Below are 19,129 nucleotides of genomic sequence, written 5' to 3'. Positions count from 1 at the left end.
AATTTGAAACAAAAAATTATTTCATACCTAAAAAAACATAAAATCATTCTTACTATAAGTTTGATTTTATGTATTTGGTATGTCTTTTTATTACCCCAAAATTTATTTAAAGAAGATTATTCTACCGTTATCTTTTCATCTGATCAGCAATTATTAGGAGCTACCATTGCTAGTGATGAACAATGGCGATTCCCTCCTACCCAACAAATTCCCGATAAAATTAAAAAGTGTATTCTTTTTTATGAAGATGAATATTTTGAATACCATTTTGGATTTAATCCTGTGGCTATGGGTAAAGCAATGGTCATTAATTTTAAAAATGATAGAATAAAAAGAGGAGCTAGTACCATTACACAGCAAGTAATTAGACTTAGTAGAAACCAAAGAAGAACCTATACAGAAAAACTAATTGAACTTATTTGGGCAACACGTTTAGAGTTTTCAAAATCTAAAGAAGAAATTTTAAATTTATATGTACATCATGCTCCTTACGGAGGAAATGTAGTTGGACTAGAAATGGCTTCTTGGAGATATTTTGGAACCTCACCCAACAAATTATCGTGGGCAGAAAGTGCTACATTGGCTGTTTTGCCCAATGCTCCTAGTCTAATTTTTCCTGGAAAAAATAAAGTTTTATTAAAAAAGAAAAGAGATTTTTTACTAGCCAAATTAAAAGACAAAGGAGTCATTAACCAACTTACTTACGATTTGGCCATACAGGAAGCCATTCCGCAAAAACCCGTTCCCATTCCGCAAGACAACCTTCACCTTTTATCAGAAATTAAACAACAATCTCAAGGCAAAAGAGCTGTGACTAGTATTGATTACAATCTTCAAAAAAGTGCCTTAAATACTGTTGAAAAATACTATCATCAATATCAAAAAAACAACATACACAACATTGCAGTATTGATCTTAAACGTTAAAACCAAAAAGGTAGTTGCTTATGTTGGTAATAGTCCTACAAATATTGAAAATCAAAAATTTGTAGACATGGTTCAAGCCCAAAGAAGTACAGGAAGCACCTTAAAACCCATTCTTTACATGGGATTATTGAACAATGGAGAATTGTTACCCAACATGCTTGTTCCAGACATTCCTACACAAATACAAGAATACACACCTCAGAATTTTGACATGACTTATGCCGGTGCTATTTCTGCAAAAAAAGCCATTGCAAAATCTTTAAATATTCCTGCTGTTAGATTGTTAAGACAATACGGTTTGCATAAATTTAAGAATGATTTAAATTATTTAGGTTTAAAAAACATCAACAAACCGGTAGATTATTATGGCTTGACTTTGATTTTAGGTGGTGCTGAAAGTTCTCTATGGGACATGACCAATATGTATGCAAATCTTGCCAGTACCGTAAATCATTATACCGAAAATAACAGTCAACATTTTACTAAGGAACATCAATATAGCAGCTATTATTTACATCATAAAACAGATTTAGGAACAAAGGCTTACGATCAAAATATTTTTGATGCAGGAAGTATTTATTTAGGTTTTGAAGCCATGACAGAACTAAGCAGACCCGAAGATGACAAGGAATGGAAACATTATAGTTCTTCTGAAAAAGTTGCTTGGAAAACAGGAACCAGTTTTGGTAATAAAGATGCTTGGAGTATTGGTGTTAATCAAAATTACGCCATTGGCGTTTGGGTAGGAAATGCTGATGGAGAAGGAATTGCAAATATGACTGGAGTAAATCATGCAGCTCCTATTATGTTTGAAATGTTAGAAAAGTTACCAAAAAACAACTGGTTTATAAAACCTTTAGATGAACTAAAAACCATTGATGTTTGTAGCATTAGCGGACACAAGGCCACTTCTTTGTGTCCAACCCAAAAAGAATGGATTCCTTTAAAACCAAATACCACACTCCCATGCCCTTATCATCAAACTATTTTTTTAGATAAAAACCAAAGATACAGAGTGTTTAAAAATTGTGTTGACAATAATGAAATTACTTCTAAAACATGGTTTATTTTACCTCCAAATCAGGCTTGGTATTACAAAAAACAAAACGCTAATTATATGGAATTGCCTCCTATAAAAAAAGAGTGTTTAGAAGCAAATAGTCAAGTGATGGATTTCTTAAGTCCAAATGAAAATGCTACTTTTATCTTAACAAAAGATTTTAATGAAAAAACAAATCCTATTGTAATTAAAGCAACCCATCAAAGGAGTGAAGAAACTTTATTTTGGTATTTAGATGATCGCTTTATAAAAACTACAGAACATCAACATGAAATTGCAATTATTCCTACAAAAGGAAAACACAAAATCATAATTGTTGATGAAAACGGAAATAAAATCACTAGAAAAATACAGATTGAATAAATCATGAAACACCATAAAACCACAGAACAAGATTCTCTTTACACTAATTTAGAGAAGATGTCAACATCTGAATTGGTTCAATACATCAACGAAGAAGATCAAAAAGTAGCATTGGCTATTAAAAAGAGCTTACCGAGTATTGAAAAACTGATTGATGTGGTAGCTGAAAAATTAAAAAACGGTGGAAGATTATTTTACATGGGTGCTGGAACAAGTGGTCGTTTAGGTATTTTAGATGCTTCTGAATGCCCTCCTACTTTTGGAGTTCCTCACGAATTGGTCGTTGGAATTATTGCAGGCGGAGATACTGCCATTAGAAAAGCAGTTGAAAATGCAGAAGATGATGATATGCAAGGTTGGATAGATTTATTAAATCATCACATTAATGAAAAAGATGTGGTGATTGGAATTGCAGCCTCGGGAACTACTCCTTATGTTGTAAGTGCTTTAGAAACTTGTCAAAAAAACAACATTGTTACTGGATGCATCACCATGAATAACGATACACCATTAGAAAAAGTTTCCCATTATCCCATTGTTGTAACGGTAGGACCTGAATTTGTTACAGGTAGTTCAAGGATGAAAGCAGGATCTGCTCAAAAAATGGTCTTAAACATGATTAGCACCGCAAGTATGATTCTTTTAGGAAAAGTAAAAGGAAATAAAATGGTAGACATGCAATTGTCTAATGATAAATTAGTAGACCGAGGAACCCAAATGCTAGTAGATGAACTACAAATATCATATGCCAAAGCAAAAGAATTACTATTAACACACGGGAGCGTAAGAAACGTAATTAATGATGTAAATAATGAACAATAAAAAAAGTCATTTACAAAAAGGGATAAATATTATGGCAGCAGTTTTGCCACTATTAATATTAAGTCCAGTAATTATAAATATTGGTTTTAAAGCCTTACAAAAAGATGGCATATACGGATTTTTAATTGCAGGAATAATCCTAGCCATCACAACTATTATCTTGTTTGCACTAGGAATAAGAGCCTTACTTAGTCACTTATTTAACGATTAGCCTCTATTTGCAACTTTTACTTTTGGTGTGGTAGGATTTAACCCAAAACTATCATCATCTAGAACAACTCCTAAATGATGCATCATGTAACCAATAGTCGCGTAATGATGAATAGCATGACTTTGTGCTTGAGCTAATACAGCTCCTAGAGTTGAAGTTACCGAGTAAGTTCCTCCTCCTAAATCATCTATAATTTGTATAGGTAAATCTAAATCAGATGTTTTTAAATTATGTATATGATTAACTATAGCGTCTAAATAAGTTATTCCATAATCTGGAATTGTCTCTACATTTATATTTCTTTCTCTATTGGTTAAATTTACTACACCCATTGGATAGCCTATAAAAATGCAGTTAAACATATCTAGTATGTGTCTCATGTGTCCGCCAATACTAGAATAATATGGAGCTATAGATTTATCACAATAATTTTCTTGTGAAATATTAACCAACAAACTTCTTCCTTTATGTAAATTTTCAACTATTTCGTTTACCATCAATCAATTTTACTTAAACATGTCTTTTTATATGTCGTTTAAATATAAAAAATTAACATGTGTTATCATAATTAAATTTTAATTCCTAACAATTAATATCATTAAAACAAGAATGAATACGTAGATTTAACGATTAACTAATGTTAATAGACTAAATTTAACAAATCATTAAAAATCAACACTTTCCAAAAAAAATCATGCTACATATAGTATTTATCGTTAAATTTGATACTATAAAAATGAATAAACTATGGCTGTAACAAAGAAATTTTTAAAGACTAAACCAGTATGTAAAGTAACATTTGCTATTTCTGCTCCAGAGGCTGCAGAAGCTGTGTTAGTAGGTGATTTTAACGAGTGGGATTTAACATCAACTCCATTAAAAAAACTAAAAAACGGAACTTTTAAAGTTGTGATTGATTTAGATACTGAAAAATCATACGAATATAAATACGTAATTGATGGTGAATATGTAAATGATGATGAACCTGAAGCGTTGATATTTAATGAATTTGCAAATGCTGAAAACTCTTTGTTAGCATTATAAAAAATAATATAATATAAACCTGAATGCCTTTAACAATGTTAAAGGCATTTTTTATATATTTATTTTTCTAAAAAAATAATCAAAATGGCAAATATCACATTAAAAAGTAACCCTATTACTACTATTGGAAACTTACCAGTTATAGGTACAAAAGCTCCTAATTTTACATTAAGAAATACTGATTTATCAGAAGTAAGTTTGTCTGATTTTGAAGGTCAAAATTTAATTTTAAATATATTCCCTAGTGTAGACACAGGAACTTGTGCAATGTCTGTAAGAACATTTAACAAACAAGCATCTGAACTAGAAAACACAAAAGTTTTATGTATTTCTAGAGATTTACCTTTTGCTCATGCTCGTTTTTGTGGAGCAGAAGGAATTGAAAACGTATTAAGTTTATCTGATATTTCTGGAAAGTTTGGAAAAGATTACGAGGTTACATTTGCAAATGGACCTTTAGAAGGATTATTATCAAGATCTATTGTAGTTATCAATACACAAGGAGAAGTTACTTACACAGAACAAGTAAGTGAAACCACTAGTGAACCTAATTACGAAGCAGCTTTAGCTGCCTTATAATAATAAGCTTATAAAAGGCTTGCTATGGCAAGCCTTTTTCTTATCACATGGAAACAAAAAAACAAAACTTTGTAGTAAATAGAATAGAAAGCTTAAAATACGCCATTGTTGGTGCTTTGTATTTAATTAAAACTGAAAATGCTATTAAAGTACACTGTACAAGTACTGTAATACTTAGCCTTTTAGGGTATTTTACAGGACTTAGCAAAATTGAATGGATGTTTCAGTTTTTAGCTATTGGACTAGTGATTAGTGTAGAAGCTTTAAATACTTCTATAGAAAAAATAGCTGATTTTATTCAACCTGATTTTGATAAAAAAATAGGAACTATTAAAGATGTAAGTGCTGGTGCGGTTTTATTTGCAGGCTTGTTTGGAGCCATCATTATTGGATTTATTTATATCCCCAAATTAATACTTTTCCTGTATCAGTAATTCTGTATCTTTACCAAAAATTTAACGCCTTTAAATGCCCAAAAAAAGCAACAAAAAAGTTACTAAGAATACAGAACGAAAAGAAAAACTACAAGAGTTTGCAAACAACAGACAAACTCAAACCGTTTTCGGATTATTCATTCTGCTTTTCGGTATTTTCTTATTTACGGCCTTCATTTCTTTTTTCTTTACTTGGCAAGCAGATCAAACTACTATAAACCAATTAGGAAATAAAGCTATTGAAGCTCAAAACCTATTAGGAAAATTAGGGGCTAATTTAAGCTACTTTTTTATATACAAAGGTTTTGGTGTTGCAGCCATCCTAATTCCAATTCTTTTATTTTTTACAGGATTGTATATTTTATTAAAAATACCTATTAAAAAAATATTTAAATCTTGGAACTGGGGAATCTTAGGATTGATTTGGACTTCTACTACTTTTGGGTTCTTTGCGAATCAAAACGCTTTAATTGCAGGCGTTGTGGGGGTTGAACTAAATAGCTACTTAATTCCTTATCTTGCTCCTTTTGGATTGATCATTTTAATTGTTTTTGGATATGCTACTTACTTTGTAATTCGTTTTAAAATCACTCCTGAAAGAATTAAAGGATGGTTGCCTAAAAAGGAAGACATTAGCGAGCTAAAAAATAGTTTTAAAGCTACCGAATCAGATGAAAACATTAATGATGATAAAGAAGAGTCTGAAGAAACTCTTAACAACATCAATGATGAAAAAGAAACTATTCAAGAAAAAATAATTTCTTTAGATGAGTTTGAAGAAAAAGAAGAAAAAATAAAGCCAACCTCTACTTTTGAAATGGCTGTAAAAAATGTAAGTCCTACCATTCAAAATCATTCAAACATTAAAAGTCCTAAAGAAAAAGACGAACATAAAGAAGAACTTAAAATTGATGTTGAACAAGTAAAAAAAGAAGAGATTACCACTTCTAATTTATCAGATCAACTAGTAAAAGATTTTGGTGAATTTGATCCAACTTTAGATTTAGGAAATTATAAATTCCCAACATTAAACTTACTTAGAGAGTTTGACGATAGTATTTCTGTAGATGCAGGAGAATTAGAAGCTAATAAAAATAAAATTGTTGATACGCTTAACAATTACAAAATAGGAATTGCACAAATTAAAGCAACGGTTGGTCCTACCATTACTTTGTATGAAATTGTACCAGAGGCCGGAATTAGAATTTCTAAGATAAAAAACTTAGAAGATGATATTGCTTTGTCTTTATCAGCCCTAGGAATTCGTATTATTGCTCCAATTCCAGGTAAAGGAACCATTGGTATAGAGGTTCCAAACCAAAAAGCAACGGTAGTTTCAATGAACTCTGTAATTGCATCAAACAGATTTCAGCAATCCAAAATGGAATTGCCAATTGCATTAGGAAAAACCATTGCTAATGAAACCTTTATTTTCGATTTGGCAAAAGCTCCTCACCTATTAATGGCTGGTGCTACCGGACAAGGAAAATCTGTAGGTTTAAATGCTATTTTAACTTCTTTATTGTATAAAAAACATCCTGCAGAAATTAAATTTGTATTGGTTGATCCTAAGAAAGTAGAACTGACATTATTTAATAAAATTGAACGTCACTACTTAGCTAAATTGCCTGATACAGAAGAAGCTATTATTACAGACACTACCAAAGTAGTTCATACCTTGAACTCACTTTGTATAGAAATGGACAATCGTTATGACATGCTTAAAAATGCCATGGTTCGTAACATTAAAGAATATAACGAAAAATTTAAGGCTCGTAAATTAAATCCAAATGATGGACACAAATTTTTACCCTACATTGTTTTGGTGATAGATGAATTTGCTGATTTAATTATGACTGCCGGGAAAGAAGTAGAAACGCCTATTGCTCGTTTAGCTCAATTGGCTCGTGCCATTGGAATTCACTTAATTGTGGCTACACAAAGACCTTCTGTAAACGTTATTACGGGAATTATCAAAGCTAACTTCCCATTAAGAATTGCCTTTAGAGTAACCTCTAAAATAGATTCTAGAACGATTTTGGATGCTCCTGGGGCAGATCAATTAATTGGACGTGGAGATTTATTAATTTCTAGCGGAAACGATTTAATTCGTGTACAATGTGCCTTTGTTGATACTCCAGAAGTTGAAAAAATCACCGACTTTATTGGTTCACAGAGAGCCTACCCTGAAGCTTATCAACTCCCTGAGTATAGTGGTGAAGAAGGAAGTGGTACAGAACTTGATATTGACATTGCAGACAGAGATAAATTATTTAGAGAAGCTGCAGAAACAATTGTGATAGCACAACAAGGATCTGCTTCTTTATTACAACGTAAATTAAAATTAGGATACAACAGAGCAGGAAGATTAATAGATCAGTTAGAAGCAGCAGGAATAGTAGGTCCTTTTGAAGGAAGTAAAGCCAGACAAGTTTTGGTAACCGATTTAACATCTTTAGAGCAATTGTTGGCCGACGAACAAAACAATTAACATGAAAAAAAATATCATCGTAGCTTTTACACTATTAGTAACCTCTTTAGGTTTTTCGCAAAACACCCCTAAAGCACAAGCTATTTTAGACAAAGTTTCAAGCGAACTAGAGCAATACAAAAACATTACTATTGAGTTTACACATACTTTAGAGAATAAAGCTGTAAACATTAAACAAACTAGTAAAGGATCAGCCATTATAGAAGGAGACAAATACGTATTAAATTATTTAGACAATATTATTCTTTTTGATAAAAAGAACAATTATGTAATTTCTCCCGAAAATGAAGAAGTAAACATTACTCCTGCGAGTGATATTAGTGATGAAAGTATCACGCCTTCAAAATTATTGAGTTTTTACAAAAAAGGATATACTTATCAATTAGATAAAAAAGAAGGTGTTGTTCAATACATTAAATTAACTCCTACAGAAAAATCGGAAGAGGTTTCTCATATTTTGTTAGGAATCAATACCCAAAATAACCAAATTACTTCATTAACAGAAGTAGGAACCAACGGAACAAATACCAATTTTACCATAATATCATACAAAACAAATCAACAATTAGCTCCTAATACTTTTGCTTTTAACAAAGCGAAATATGAATCATTAGGGTATTACATTAATGAATAATCATATTTTTTGTTGAAAACCTTAGATAAATATTTAATTAAGAGCTTTTTAGTTCCCTTTTTCGCTTCATTCTCTATCGTAATGTTTGTATTAATAATGCAAGCACTTTGGTTAGTCTTTGACGATATTGCTGGTAAGGGAATTGAAGTTATTATTATTCTAAAATTTCTTTGGTACATGTGTATGTTTGTAACGCCACAAGCATTACCAATTTCTGTGCTTTTATCATCTATTATGACCTTAGGGAATTTAGGAGAAAATTATGAATTTGCTGCCGTTAAATCTGCCGGAATTTCATTCTTCAGATTCCTAAGACCTCTTATCATTTGTGTAGGATTGATTTCTGTAGCTAATTTTTTCTTAATAAATTACACCTATCCTTATGCTAGTTTAAAACAAAAAAACTTACTGTTAAACATCAAAAAAACACAACCTACTTTGGCTTTGGTAGAAGGTAGTTTTAATGATGAAATTCCAGGATATAGTATTAAGTTTTCAAAAAAATACGGAGAAGAAAACAACTTACTTAAAGATGTTTTAATTATAGAAACTAAAGGATCTAAAGATGATCAAATTACCATCACCGCTAAAAAAGGAAAAATTACCACCGAAGAAGGAAGTAAATACATGACCTTAATTTTAGACGATGGGTATTATTTTGAAGACCACACCAATGATCAAAAAAGACTTGCCAATAAATTAAAAATGCCTTCTTCTATTGCAAAATTTGACAGACACACCGTAAATATTGACATTTCTGACTTAACTAGTAATGATTTAGAAGAAGAAAAATATAAACATCATTATACCATGAAAAACATGGGACAACTTAAAGCCAGTTCCGATAGTTTAAAATACAATTATGATAAGTTTATAGACACCAAAGTTAGATCTATGCAATCTAACATTTTAGTCTCCGAAATGTCTAAAAAATTAGACACAACTAAGTACAAACCATTACAAAAAAACATATTAGATAATTTTACTGATGGAGGTAAAATAAACATTCTAAATCAAGCATCCAGTACTGTAGATAATAAAATAAAATCTATTGATGGTTATAAAGACTTTTACAAAAGAAGACGTAAAAATTTAAACAATCATGATTATCAATTTCATTATATTTTAACCAATTCTTTTTCTTGTCTACTTTTGTTTTTTGTTGGATCTTCTTTAGGTTCTATTATTAGAAAAGGTGGATTTGGAATGCCTATGATTATAGCTATTATCATTTATGTGGCTTATTATTTTATCAATACCTTTGGTAAAAATGTTGCTGAAGAAAGTAAAATTAGTGCTTTTTTAGGAGGATGGTCTGGAACATTAGTAATGCTACCATTGGCTATTCTTTTTACGATAAGTGCTTCTAAAGATATGGGATTCATTAAATTTGATGTAATTTTAACCCCGTTTAAAAAACTATTCAATAGATTTAAAAAAACAGATGAATAATACCGAAAACACACCCCAAATAAAGTTAGATTCTATACAAGAAGCCATTGAAGACATTAGAAATGGTAAAATGATTATTGTTGTAGATGATGAAGATAGAGAAAACGAAGGTGACTTTATTGCTGCTGCCGAAAAGGTAACTCCAGAAATGATTAATTTCATGGCACAACATGGTCGTGGATTAATATGTGCCCCATTGATAGAAGAACGTTGCGACGAATTAGGTTTAAACATGATGGTGAACAACAACACTGTTTTACATCATACACAATTCACCGTTTCTGTAGATTTAATTGGTCACGGATGTACCACTGGTATTTCTGCACACGACAGATCTAAAACCATTTATGCTTTAACACAAAACGAAACCAAACCTTCTGACTTAGGAAGACCAGGACATATTTTTCCTTTAAAAGCTAAAGAAGGTGGTGTATTAAGAAGAACTGGACATACAGAAGCAAGTGTAGATTTAGCTCGTTTGGCTGGATTAAAACCTGCCGGAATCTTAGTTGAAATTTTAAACGAAGACGGTAGTATGGCACGTTTGCCACGTTTAAGAGAGGTTGCTGATAAATTCAACTTAAAATTAATTTCTATTGAAGATTTAGTTTCTTACCGTATGCAACACGATTCTTTAATTAAAAAAATTGAAGATTTTGATATCGATACTCGTTTTGGGACTTTTAGATTAAGAGCATATAACCAAACTACCAACAACCAAATTCACTTAGCTTTGACTAAAGGATCTTGGAAAAAAGATGAAGAGGTATTATGTAAAGTTACTTCAAATGCTTTTGGAAATGATATTTTAAACACCTTAACAACAGGTTCCGAAGATAAATTATCTAGAATATTTGATAAAATTAATAAAGAAGGTAAAGGAGCTGTTGTGTTTATTAATCAAGAGCAACTAACCTTTAACTTAAAACAACGCCTTAGCGATCTTAAAAATTCTCAAAAAGGAATTGCACCAGAACAACCAACCAACAATCCTATGGACGAAAAAGATTTTGGTATTGGAGCACAAATCCTTCACAACATTGATATTACAAAACTAAGGTTATTAACCAACTCTCCTGCTAGTAAAAAACGTGTAGGAATTACAGGTTATGGGTTAGAAGTAGTAGAAAGAATAAATTACTAAACAAAAAGCTGAGCAAATGCTCAGCTTTTTTTATGTTTTTAAATTTGTATTGGCTTCAATTAATTTTGCCTCTTTATTTTCAAACCAAAATGCAGGCTCTCCTCCTCTTAAAAAAACATCTTCTCCTTTTACTCTTAACCAACTTCCTTCTTTTATACCAATTACAGGAATAGAAATGAGAGATTGAAACTCTTTAATTCTAGTTTCTCTGGTTTCTCCTTTATGGGTAGAATTTACATCAGCAGGAATAAAATGTGCGTTAAAGTTAAAAGGGACTATTCCTAAGGTTCTAAAACTTGGTGGTAATACTATAGGCATATCATTAGTAGTGTTCATAGTTAAACCTGTGATATTAGTTCCTGCACTGGTTCCTAAATAAGGAGTTCCTTGTTCAATAGCTTCTTTTAATACTTCCCATAAACCAAATTCATATAACTTGCTTACTAATAAAAAAGTATTTCCTCCACCTACAAAAATTCCTTTGGCATTTTTGATTGCTTCTTTAGCATTTTTATATTCATGAATTCCTTTAACTTCTATCCCTAAAGTATTTAAAGCTTCTTGTACTGCATCAGTATAATCATCATAACTAATACCACTTGGTTGAGCGTAAGGTATAAATAAAATTTCCTCAATATCCTTATACAATTTATCTATAGTAGGGATTAAATATTCTAAATACTCAGATCCATGTACACTTCCCGAACTCGCTAATACTAGGTTTTTCATAGCTCATTAATTTTATTACTCTAAGATATTAATTTGAAGTTAAAGACTTATCTTCTTTATAAAAAAGAGTAACCTTAAAACTAAAATCATAAATTAGTTTTTTTATTTTTTAACATCTATTTAATGACTTCATTTAAAATAAGAATCCTTTTCACTTTTTACTTATTATCTTCTATTGTCTGTTACAGTCAATCAAAAAATAGCGAAAAAGCAATAACATCAGAGTTAAATGAAGTAGTTATTAGTACTAAAAACAACACTAAAAAACATCAACAAATAACGAGTACTATTGATACTATTTCATCAAAAGAATTAAACCGTGCCAACAATATCAACTTTGCTCCTATCTTAAATAGAGTTCCAGGAGTTTTTATGCAAAGTGGATCTCTAAACACCAACAGAATTACCATTAGAGGTATTGGCTCTAGAAACTTATATGGTACTGCTAAAATTAGAGCTTATTACAAAGAAATTCCTTTAACCAATGGAAGTGGAGAAACCAATATTGAAGATTTTGAATTGGCTTCCATTGGAACTATTAATATTTTAAAAGGAGCCAGTACAATTGAATATGGTGCTGGTCTTGGTGGAGCTATTCAAATTAAACCTCAACAATCTAACATCAATGAATCAAGTATTTACAATCAATTAACCATTGGTTCTTTTGGTTTGGCAAAAGGAATCATAAAGTTAAATCATGGAACTCAAAAAAATAACATTCAAGCTACTTACAGTAACACTCATAGTGATGGTTACCGTGAAAATAATGAATACAATAGACAAACTTTTACTGTAAGCACAAAACATTCCTTAGGTAAAAGTGATGAACTATATTTCCTGTCTAGTTATGTAGATTTAAAAGCTTTTATTCCAAGTTCCATCAATCAAAATGATTATATAAACAATCCTAAAAAAGCTGCTTTTACATGGAAACAAGCCCAAGGATACGAAGATGCTATAAGAGGCTCGTTGGGGATTTCATGGAAACATAAATACAATAATAACCTTAACCAAACCACTAGTATTTTTTCTTCTTTTAAAAAAGCTTATGAACCAAGACCTTTTGATATTTTAAAAGAAAACACTCATGCTATAGGTCTTAGAACACAATTAACTGGAAACATTAAGCTAGGTAGCAATAACTTAAATTATTCCTTAGGTGGAGAGTTTTTTAAAGATAATTATCAATATCAAACTTATCAAAATCTCTATCAGAATTATCCATTAGGAACAGGAAGTGTTAAAGGAAACGAGCTATCTAATTTTAAAGAAAAAAGAGATTACTACAATTTATTTTGGGAAAGCAGCTATAATCTTTCTTCTAAAATAACTGTTTCTGCAGGACTAAATTTTAACAAAACAAGTTATGTTTTAAAAGATCTATTTCCAATTTCTTCAAACGATCCAGATCAGTCAGGAAATTTTAAATTTAAAAATATTATTTCTCCAAAGTTTGGAGTTTTATACACTCCTTTAAAAAACATCAGTTTATACACTAGTATCAATCACGGATTTTCTCCTATTACCCTAGCGGAAACTTTATTGCCTGACGGACAAATAAACACTAATTTAAAACCTGAAACTGGTTGGAATTACGAGATGGGAACTCGTGGTTATCTATTTCAAAAAAAACTACAATTCAGCACTGCTATTTATAGTTTAAACCTTAAAAACCTTTTGGTAGCAAGACGCACCGCTCAAGATCAATACATTGGTTTAAATGCAGGAAAAACTCAACACAACGGTCTAGAACTAACACTAAACTATGATTGGATTCAAACTAAAAACATCTCTATTAATTCCTTTATCAACTATACACTTAATCATTTTAGGTTTAAAGATTTTATAGATGATGGGCAAGACTATTCAGGAAATAAGGTGACTGGAGTTCCCTCTGATATTTTCAATGCAGGAATTGATATGAATACTAAAATAGGAATCTATGGAAACCTTAACTATCAATACGTTGGAAGCATGCCAATGACAGATAGTAATAGTTTATACTCCGATAGTTATACCCTCACAAATTTTAAATTTGGTTATGCTACTAACTTCTTAAAAAAACTAACGTTAGACACCTTTGTAGGAGTAAATAATATTTTTAACAAAGCATATGCCTCACAAATATTAATCAATGCTACTGGATTTGGAAATAGTGCCCCTAGGTATTATTATCCTGGAAACCCTCTGAATTATTACACTGGAATAAACATAAAGTATCTATTTTAATTTAAACATATCATCAAACAAAAACGACCACTAAAATTAGTGGTCGTTTTTTATTTCTTTTTGGCTTTTACCATAAAGTAAATTCCTATAATTATTAAAGGTATACTAAGTAGTTGACCTGTATTTAAAGCCCAACTAGCTCTATCTTCAACTTGGGCTTCTTTAAAAAACTCAACCACAAAACGTACGGACCACAGCAACGCAAAAAAGGTTCCGAATAATAACCCTTGTTTTTGAGCTGCATCTGTTTTCCAGTACATGTAAAACAAAACGGCAAAAACAATTAAATAACCCAACCCTTCATATAGTTGTGTTGGATGTCTTGGAAAATCTTCTCCTAAATTGGCAAATATCACTCCATAATTTGTTCCTGTTGGATGTCCAATAATTTCTGAATTCATTAAATTACCCAAACGGATAAACAATCCTGCAATAGCAACAGTAATACCTACCCTATCTAAAATATACAACAAAGGTTTGTGCATTACTTTTTTAGAAAAATACCATAAAGAAGCAATAATCCCTATGGCTGCTCCATGACTTGCTAGTCCTGCAAAACCAGTAAATTTAAACGTAGGCTGAAATTTAAATGGTAATAATATTTCTTCTGGATGTTGACTAAAATATGCCCAATCGTAAAAGAAAACATGTCCTAGTCTTGCTCCTAAAATGGTAGCAAATACAACATACATTAATAATTTGTCTAATTTTTCTAACTCAACTTTTTCATGAATAAAAATTCTTTTCATGATTTGATACCCCAATGCAAAAGCAATGACAAACATCAAACTATAATATCTTATTACAAAAAAACCTAGATCTATTCCTAAAGATGGATCCCAAATAATGGCTAATACATTCATATTTATTTTTTATTTTGTTTTTCTGGTACAGGATCGTAACCACTACCACCCCACGGATGACAACTTGCTATTCTTTTAATAGACAACCATCCTCCATAAATAATACCATGCTTTTGCAAAGCTTCTATACTGTAGCTAGAACAAGTTGGTAAATACCTACACGTAGCTGGTGTAAAAGGAGAAATAGCACCTTGATAAAATCTAATCAATAAGATAAAAGGAAAGATTAATATTTTTTTTATGCTATCCATTCTTAATTTATTCTACAATAAAAGTAGTCCCTTCTTTTCCGTCTTTTAACTGAATTCCTAAAGCTTTTAATTCATCACGAATCAGGTCACTCATCGCCCAGTCTTTATTATCTCTTGCTTGTTTACGCATACCAATTAACATATTTACAACTCCTTCTAACTTGTTAGAACCTTGCTCGGTAGTTTCTGTTAACAAACCTAACACATCATATACAAAAGCATGTAAAGTGTTTGTAAATAAATATAAATCTTCTTGAGTTAAACTTGCTTTTCCTTCTTTTAATAAGTTGATAAATTTAACAGCCTCAAACAAATTAGCTATTAATACAGGACTATTAAAATCATCATTCATGGCATCATAACAATCTTGTTTCCATGCTTCAACCTCTATCGTTGATGTTTTTGAAGCTGTAATATTAGATAGATTTTTTAACGCTTCTATCAACTTATTATATCCTTTTTCTGATGCTTCTAAAGCTTCACTAGAGAAGTCCAAAATACTACGATAGTGTGCTTGCATCATAAAGAAACGCACCACCGCCGGTGAAAATGGTTTTGATAAAATGGTATTTTCTCCTGTAAAAATTTCTCCTGGCAAAATATTATTTCCGGTGGATTTAGACATTTTTTGTCCATTCATGGTTAACATATTGGCATGCATCCAATAATTTACAGGATTGTGACCGTTACAAGCTTCTGCTTGAGCAATTTCACATTCGTGATGAGGGAATTTTAAATCCATTCCACCTCCGTGAATATCAAACTTTTCTCCCAGATATTTTGTACTCATAGCAGTACACTCTAAATGCCAACCCGGAAACCCTATTCCCCAAGGAGAAGGCCAACGCATAATATGTTGTGGACTTGCTTTTTTCCACAAAGCAAAATCTTGAGGATTCTTCTTTTCAGATTGTCCATCTAAAACACGAGTGTTGTGAACTGCATCTTCAATTTTTCTTCCAGATAAAACTCCGTAAGTCTTATTCTCGTTATATTTTAATACATCAAAATACACAGAACCATTTACCTCATAAGCCAATCCCTTATCTAAAATATCTTTGATAATTTCAATTTGCTCAATAATGTGTCCTGTAGCGGTTGGCTCAATACTAGGTGGTAAATTATTTAACTGCTGTAAAATATGATGAAAATCTAACGTATAACGCTGTACGACCTCCATTGGCTCTAGCTTTTCTACACGGGCTTTTTTAGCAATTTTATCTTCACCTTCATCAGCATCATCTTCCATATGTCCGGCATCCGTAATATTACGAACATAACGAACTTTATATCCCAAATGCTGTAAGTATCTAAACACCAAATCAAAACTCATAAATGTTCTTACGTTTCCTAAATGCACATTACTATACACGGTAGGTCCACATACGTACATTCCTACATTTCCTTCGGTTACCGGAGAAAATACTTCTTTTGTTTTACTTATTGAATTATATATTTTTAAAGGCTGATCTTGAAATAAGCTCATGGAATATTATTTATTTTAAAAGCGTAAAGATAAACTTTCTACTTAGAATATAGTAGCAAGAAAAAGCCCAATTAAGAAATTCTTAATTGGGCTTTTATTAATTTTTATAAAGTGAATTACTTTTTCACAATGTCTAATAATTCAACGATAAAGATAATATCATCACCATTACTTGGTTTTTGATCTTTATAAGCTAAATCAGCAGGTACAATAAGTTTATATTTAGAACCTACAGACATTAACTGTAATCCTTCTGTCCATCCTGGAATCACTCTGTTTAATGGAAATTCAGCTGGAGCTCCTCTTTCTACAGAACTATCAAAAACTTCACCATCAGGTGTAGTTCCATGGTAATGTACTTTTACAGTACTTGTAGCTAAAGGCTTTTCTCCTGAACCTTCTTTAATTACTTGATATTTTAATCCGCTTTCAGTAGTTTCTATAGCAATAGACTCGTCTACTTTTGTAAAATCTCCAAGATCTCTCTTATACTTTGCATTTTTTGCTTCAGCTATTTTCTTAGTATAAGCAATTAAAATTGGAGCTAAATCTTTTTGATCTAACAAAGTTGTAGCAGTATCTTGAGATTCTTGTAATGCTTGATTAAAAACAGCTAAGTCTAAATCTTTAAAATCTTCACTTACTTTAAAGTTAGCGTTAATATATGCTCCTAAAGCATAACTTACTGAATCCATTTCAGTTTCTAATTTTGTTTTCTTTGCTGCTTGTTGATTACAAGACACCATTCCTGTAACTGCTAATCCTAAAGCTAATCCTTTAATGATATTCATTTTCTTGTTATTTATTAATTTTTAAAAGTTTAATTTTTACTATTATGGGTGTATTTGCACCTATTTTGTTACCATCTCCACTAAATCCGTGGGATACAAATGAACTAAAAATAAATTTAAATTCCTCATCTTCTTGCATTAATTTAAGTCCCTCCTCAATTCCTTTTATCTCATTTGATTTATCAACCTTTATTGTTTCTTCTATTTCACTGTAAATCAACTTATTTTTTATATCAAAAATGGTTTTAGCATAAGTAACAATATCATGTAACTGTACCTTGTTAGTTGATAAACTTGAAGATTTTACTCTTGCATAAGCAAAACCATAAGGAGAAAAAGTATAGTTAAACAAAGTATCTTTTGCTATATATCTTTTAATAACATTTTCTTCCTCAGCTTGTATTGTTTTATTTAACGCGATAGAATAATCATATGTAGAAGATGAATTATTTTTATTAATAGGTCTTCTTGCTTTTGTGTTGTTGCAAGAAACAAAAATTATACCTAAAAAAAACAACCACTTAAATTTCATAAGAAACCAATAATTCTTGTTTATAATTAGGGACTATTGATACAAATTTATCAACGGTTTCTTGCAGACTATCAACAGATCTACCTCCAGCAGCATTGTCATGACCACCTCCATCAAAATGATTTCTTGCAAATTGATTTACAGAAAACTTCCCTTTAGATCTAAATGACATTTTTACTATTCCTTGATCCGTGTCTTCAATAAAAATCCCAGCCAACACAATTCCTTTTAAAGACAATGCATAATTTACAATTCCCTCTGTATCTCCTTTTGTATAATTGTATTGCTTTAATTCTTCTTGAGACAAAGTAATATAAGCTGTTTTACAATCTTCTAACAGAACCAAATTAGTTAAGGCTTTTCCTAGCAACTGTAATCTACTATAAGAGTTATTACTAAATACTTGGTTATGAATATCAGCATTCTTAGCTCCTTTATCTATTAACTCTGCAATAATTCTATGTGTGGTACTTGTGGTTGATGGAAAACGAAAAGAGCCTGTATCGGTCATAATTCCCGTATAAATACTTGTAGCAATATCAGCATCTATTAAATCTGTTTGACCTAAAGCATCAATATAATGGTAAACCATTTGACAGGTTGAACAAATAGAAGTATCAGAATAAGTAACCATGGCAATATCATCGGGTTGTTGATGATGGTCTATCATGATAAAATCTCCTTTAAAAGCTTCCAATCCATTTTGCATATCATCACCTACTCTATGCAAAGCATTAAAATCTAATAAAAAGATAACATCTGCTTCATCTATTGCTTTTTTAGATTGAATATTTTGTAAATCATATCTATAAACCTCATCTGCACCCGGTATCCATGATATAAAATCTGGAATTCCGTTTGGTAAAACAACTTGTACTTGATGACCTAATTTTTTATAAAACATGGCCATGGCTGTAGTAGAGCCAACTGCATCACCATCAGGGTTTTTGTGTGCTACAAAAACTATTTTTTTAGGCTCTTTAAAATACGCTTTTAAAACGTCTATATCTTTTGTATTCATAAGCTGCTAAAATACAATTAAAAATGAGTATGCAAAGCAGCTATTTTTTTTTTGAAAAAAGTATCTT

General features: G+C 31.0%; 19 protein-coding genes. 11 read left to right on the top strand and 8 right to left on the bottom strand.

What is annotated here, in order from left to right; genetic code table 11:
- The first annotated feature begins 3 nt into the window (after positions 1–3).
- Genes pbpC through BUB70_RS08530 form a run of 3 tightly spaced genes read left to right on the top strand, consistent with a single transcriptional unit; the run spans position 4 to position 3,382 of the window.
- Positions 4–2,349 carry a penicillin-binding protein 1C gene (pbpC, locus tag BUB70_RS08540; protein WP_073120534.1) on the top strand — a complete coding sequence of 782 codons (2,346 nt, stop codon included), beginning with the start codon at positions 4–6 and terminating at the stop codon, positions 2,347–2,349.
- 3 nt (positions 2,350–2,352) lie between these two features.
- A complete protein-coding gene (gene murQ / locus BUB70_RS08535) occupies positions 2,353–3,171 on the top strand; it encodes an N-acetylmuramic acid 6-phosphate etherase (RefSeq protein ID WP_073120532.1) in 819 nt (272 codons plus the stop codon).
- Between the two features lie 31 nt (positions 3,172–3,202).
- Complete coding sequence (locus tag BUB70_RS08530; protein WP_143155272.1) at positions 3,203–3,382, top strand: DUF6095 family protein; 180 nt, start codon at positions 3,203–3,205, stop codon at positions 3,380–3,382.
- On the opposite strand, the gene BUB70_RS08525 is transcribed toward BUB70_RS08530, so the two are convergent.
- A complete protein-coding gene (locus BUB70_RS08525) occupies positions 3,379–3,879 on the bottom strand; it encodes a hypothetical protein (protein WP_073120527.1) in 501 nt (166 codons plus the stop codon). The genes BUB70_RS08530 and BUB70_RS08525 overlap by 4 nt on opposite strands.
- 250 nt (positions 3,880–4,129) lie before the next feature.
- Here BUB70_RS08525 and BUB70_RS08520 point away from each other — a divergent pair, with 250 nt between their 5' ends.
- The 7 genes from BUB70_RS08520 (at position 4,130) to ribB (ending at position 11,160) form a co-directional block, all read left to right on the top strand.
- Entirely contained in the window at positions 4,130–4,426 is a 297-nt protein-coding gene (locus BUB70_RS08520) for an isoamylase early set domain-containing protein (RefSeq protein ID WP_073120525.1), read from the top strand.
- Between the two features lie 84 nt (positions 4,427–4,510).
- The gene (tpx, locus tag BUB70_RS08515; protein ID WP_073120523.1) at positions 4,511–5,005 is read left to right on the top strand and encodes a thiol peroxidase; all 495 of its coding nucleotides are present in this window, start codon (positions 4,511–4,513) and stop codon (positions 5,003–5,005) included.
- Between the two features lie 47 nt (positions 5,006–5,052).
- Complete coding sequence (locus BUB70_RS08510) at positions 5,053–5,439, top strand: diacylglycerol kinase (protein ID WP_073120521.1); 387 nt, start codon at positions 5,053–5,055, stop codon at positions 5,437–5,439.
- Positions 5,440–5,473: 34 nt separating this feature from the next.
- Entirely contained in the window at positions 5,474–7,930 is a 2,457-nt protein-coding gene (locus BUB70_RS08505) for a DNA translocase FtsK (RefSeq protein ID WP_073120519.1), read from the top strand.
- 1 nt (position 7,931) lies between these two features.
- Positions 7,932–8,564 (top strand): outer membrane lipoprotein periplasmic chaperone LolA1, encoded by a 633-nt coding sequence (locus tag BUB70_RS08500; RefSeq protein ID WP_073120516.1) that lies wholly within the window; start codon positions 7,932–7,934, stop codon positions 8,562–8,564.
- Positions 8,565–8,573: 9 nt separating this feature from the next.
- Positions 8,574–10,016 carry an LptF/LptG family permease gene (locus tag BUB70_RS08495; protein WP_317039550.1) on the top strand — a complete coding sequence of 481 codons (1,443 nt, stop codon included), beginning with the start codon at positions 8,574–8,576 and terminating at the stop codon, positions 10,014–10,016.
- Complete coding sequence (gene ribB, locus BUB70_RS08490; RefSeq protein WP_073120512.1) at positions 10,009–11,160, top strand: 3,4-dihydroxy-2-butanone-4-phosphate synthase; 1,152 nt, start codon at positions 10,009–10,011, stop codon at positions 11,158–11,160. Before BUB70_RS08495 ends, ribB begins: the two co-directional genes overlap by 8 nt.
- Before the next feature lie 30 nt (positions 11,161–11,190).
- Here ribB and pepE read toward each other — a convergent pair whose 3' ends face one another.
- Entirely contained in the window at positions 11,191–11,889 is a 699-nt protein-coding gene (pepE, locus tag BUB70_RS08485; RefSeq protein ID WP_073120510.1) for a dipeptidase PepE, read from the bottom strand.
- 123 nt (positions 11,890–12,012) lie between these two features.
- On the opposite strand from pepE, the gene BUB70_RS08480 reads away from it, so the two are divergent.
- On the top strand, positions 12,013–14,118 hold the full coding sequence (locus BUB70_RS08480; RefSeq protein ID WP_073120507.1) for a TonB-dependent receptor family protein: 2,106 nt from the start codon (positions 12,013–12,015) through the stop codon (positions 14,116–14,118).
- Between the two features lie 50 nt (positions 14,119–14,168).
- On the opposite strand, the gene lgt is transcribed toward BUB70_RS08480, so the two are convergent.
- From lgt to BUB70_RS08450, 6 genes are all read right to left on the bottom strand, one after another.
- Complete coding sequence (lgt, locus tag BUB70_RS08475; protein ID WP_073120505.1) at positions 14,169–14,981, bottom strand: prolipoprotein diacylglyceryl transferase; 813 nt, start codon at positions 14,979–14,981, stop codon at positions 14,169–14,171.
- 2 nt (positions 14,982–14,983) lie between these two features.
- Positions 14,984–15,232 carry a membrane protein insertion efficiency factor YidD gene (gene yidD, locus BUB70_RS08470; RefSeq protein ID WP_073120503.1) on the bottom strand — a complete coding sequence of 83 codons (249 nt, stop codon included), beginning with the start codon at positions 15,230–15,232 and terminating at the stop codon, positions 14,984–14,986.
- A gap of 7 nt (positions 15,233–15,239) precedes the next feature.
- On the bottom strand, positions 15,240–16,718 hold the full coding sequence (gene cysS, locus BUB70_RS08465; RefSeq protein ID WP_073120500.1) for a cysteine--tRNA ligase: 1,479 nt from the start codon (positions 16,716–16,718) through the stop codon (positions 15,240–15,242).
- A gap of 116 nt (positions 16,719–16,834) precedes the next feature.
- A complete protein-coding gene (locus BUB70_RS08460; RefSeq protein ID WP_073120498.1) occupies positions 16,835–17,509 on the bottom strand; it encodes an FKBP-type peptidyl-prolyl cis-trans isomerase in 675 nt (224 codons plus the stop codon).
- A 7-nt stretch (positions 17,510–17,516) separates the two neighbouring features.
- Entirely contained in the window at positions 17,517–18,041 is a 525-nt protein-coding gene (locus BUB70_RS08455) for an FKBP-type peptidyl-prolyl cis-trans isomerase (protein ID WP_073120496.1), read from the bottom strand.
- Complete coding sequence (locus BUB70_RS08450) at positions 18,031–19,062, bottom strand: DHH family phosphoesterase (RefSeq protein WP_073120494.1); 1,032 nt, start codon at positions 19,060–19,062, stop codon at positions 18,031–18,033. The genes BUB70_RS08455 and BUB70_RS08450 overlap by 11 nt, the downstream gene beginning before the upstream one ends.
- Positions 19,063–19,129 lie beyond the last annotated feature (67 nt).

This window comes from Wenyingzhuangia marina (assembly GCF_900130035.1).
GTDB classification, from domain to species: domain Bacteria; phylum Bacteroidota; class Bacteroidia; order Flavobacteriales; family Flavobacteriaceae; genus Wenyingzhuangia; species Wenyingzhuangia marina.
Note: the sequence above shows the minus strand (reverse complement) of the source record. Positions and strands in the feature narration are given on the sequence as shown.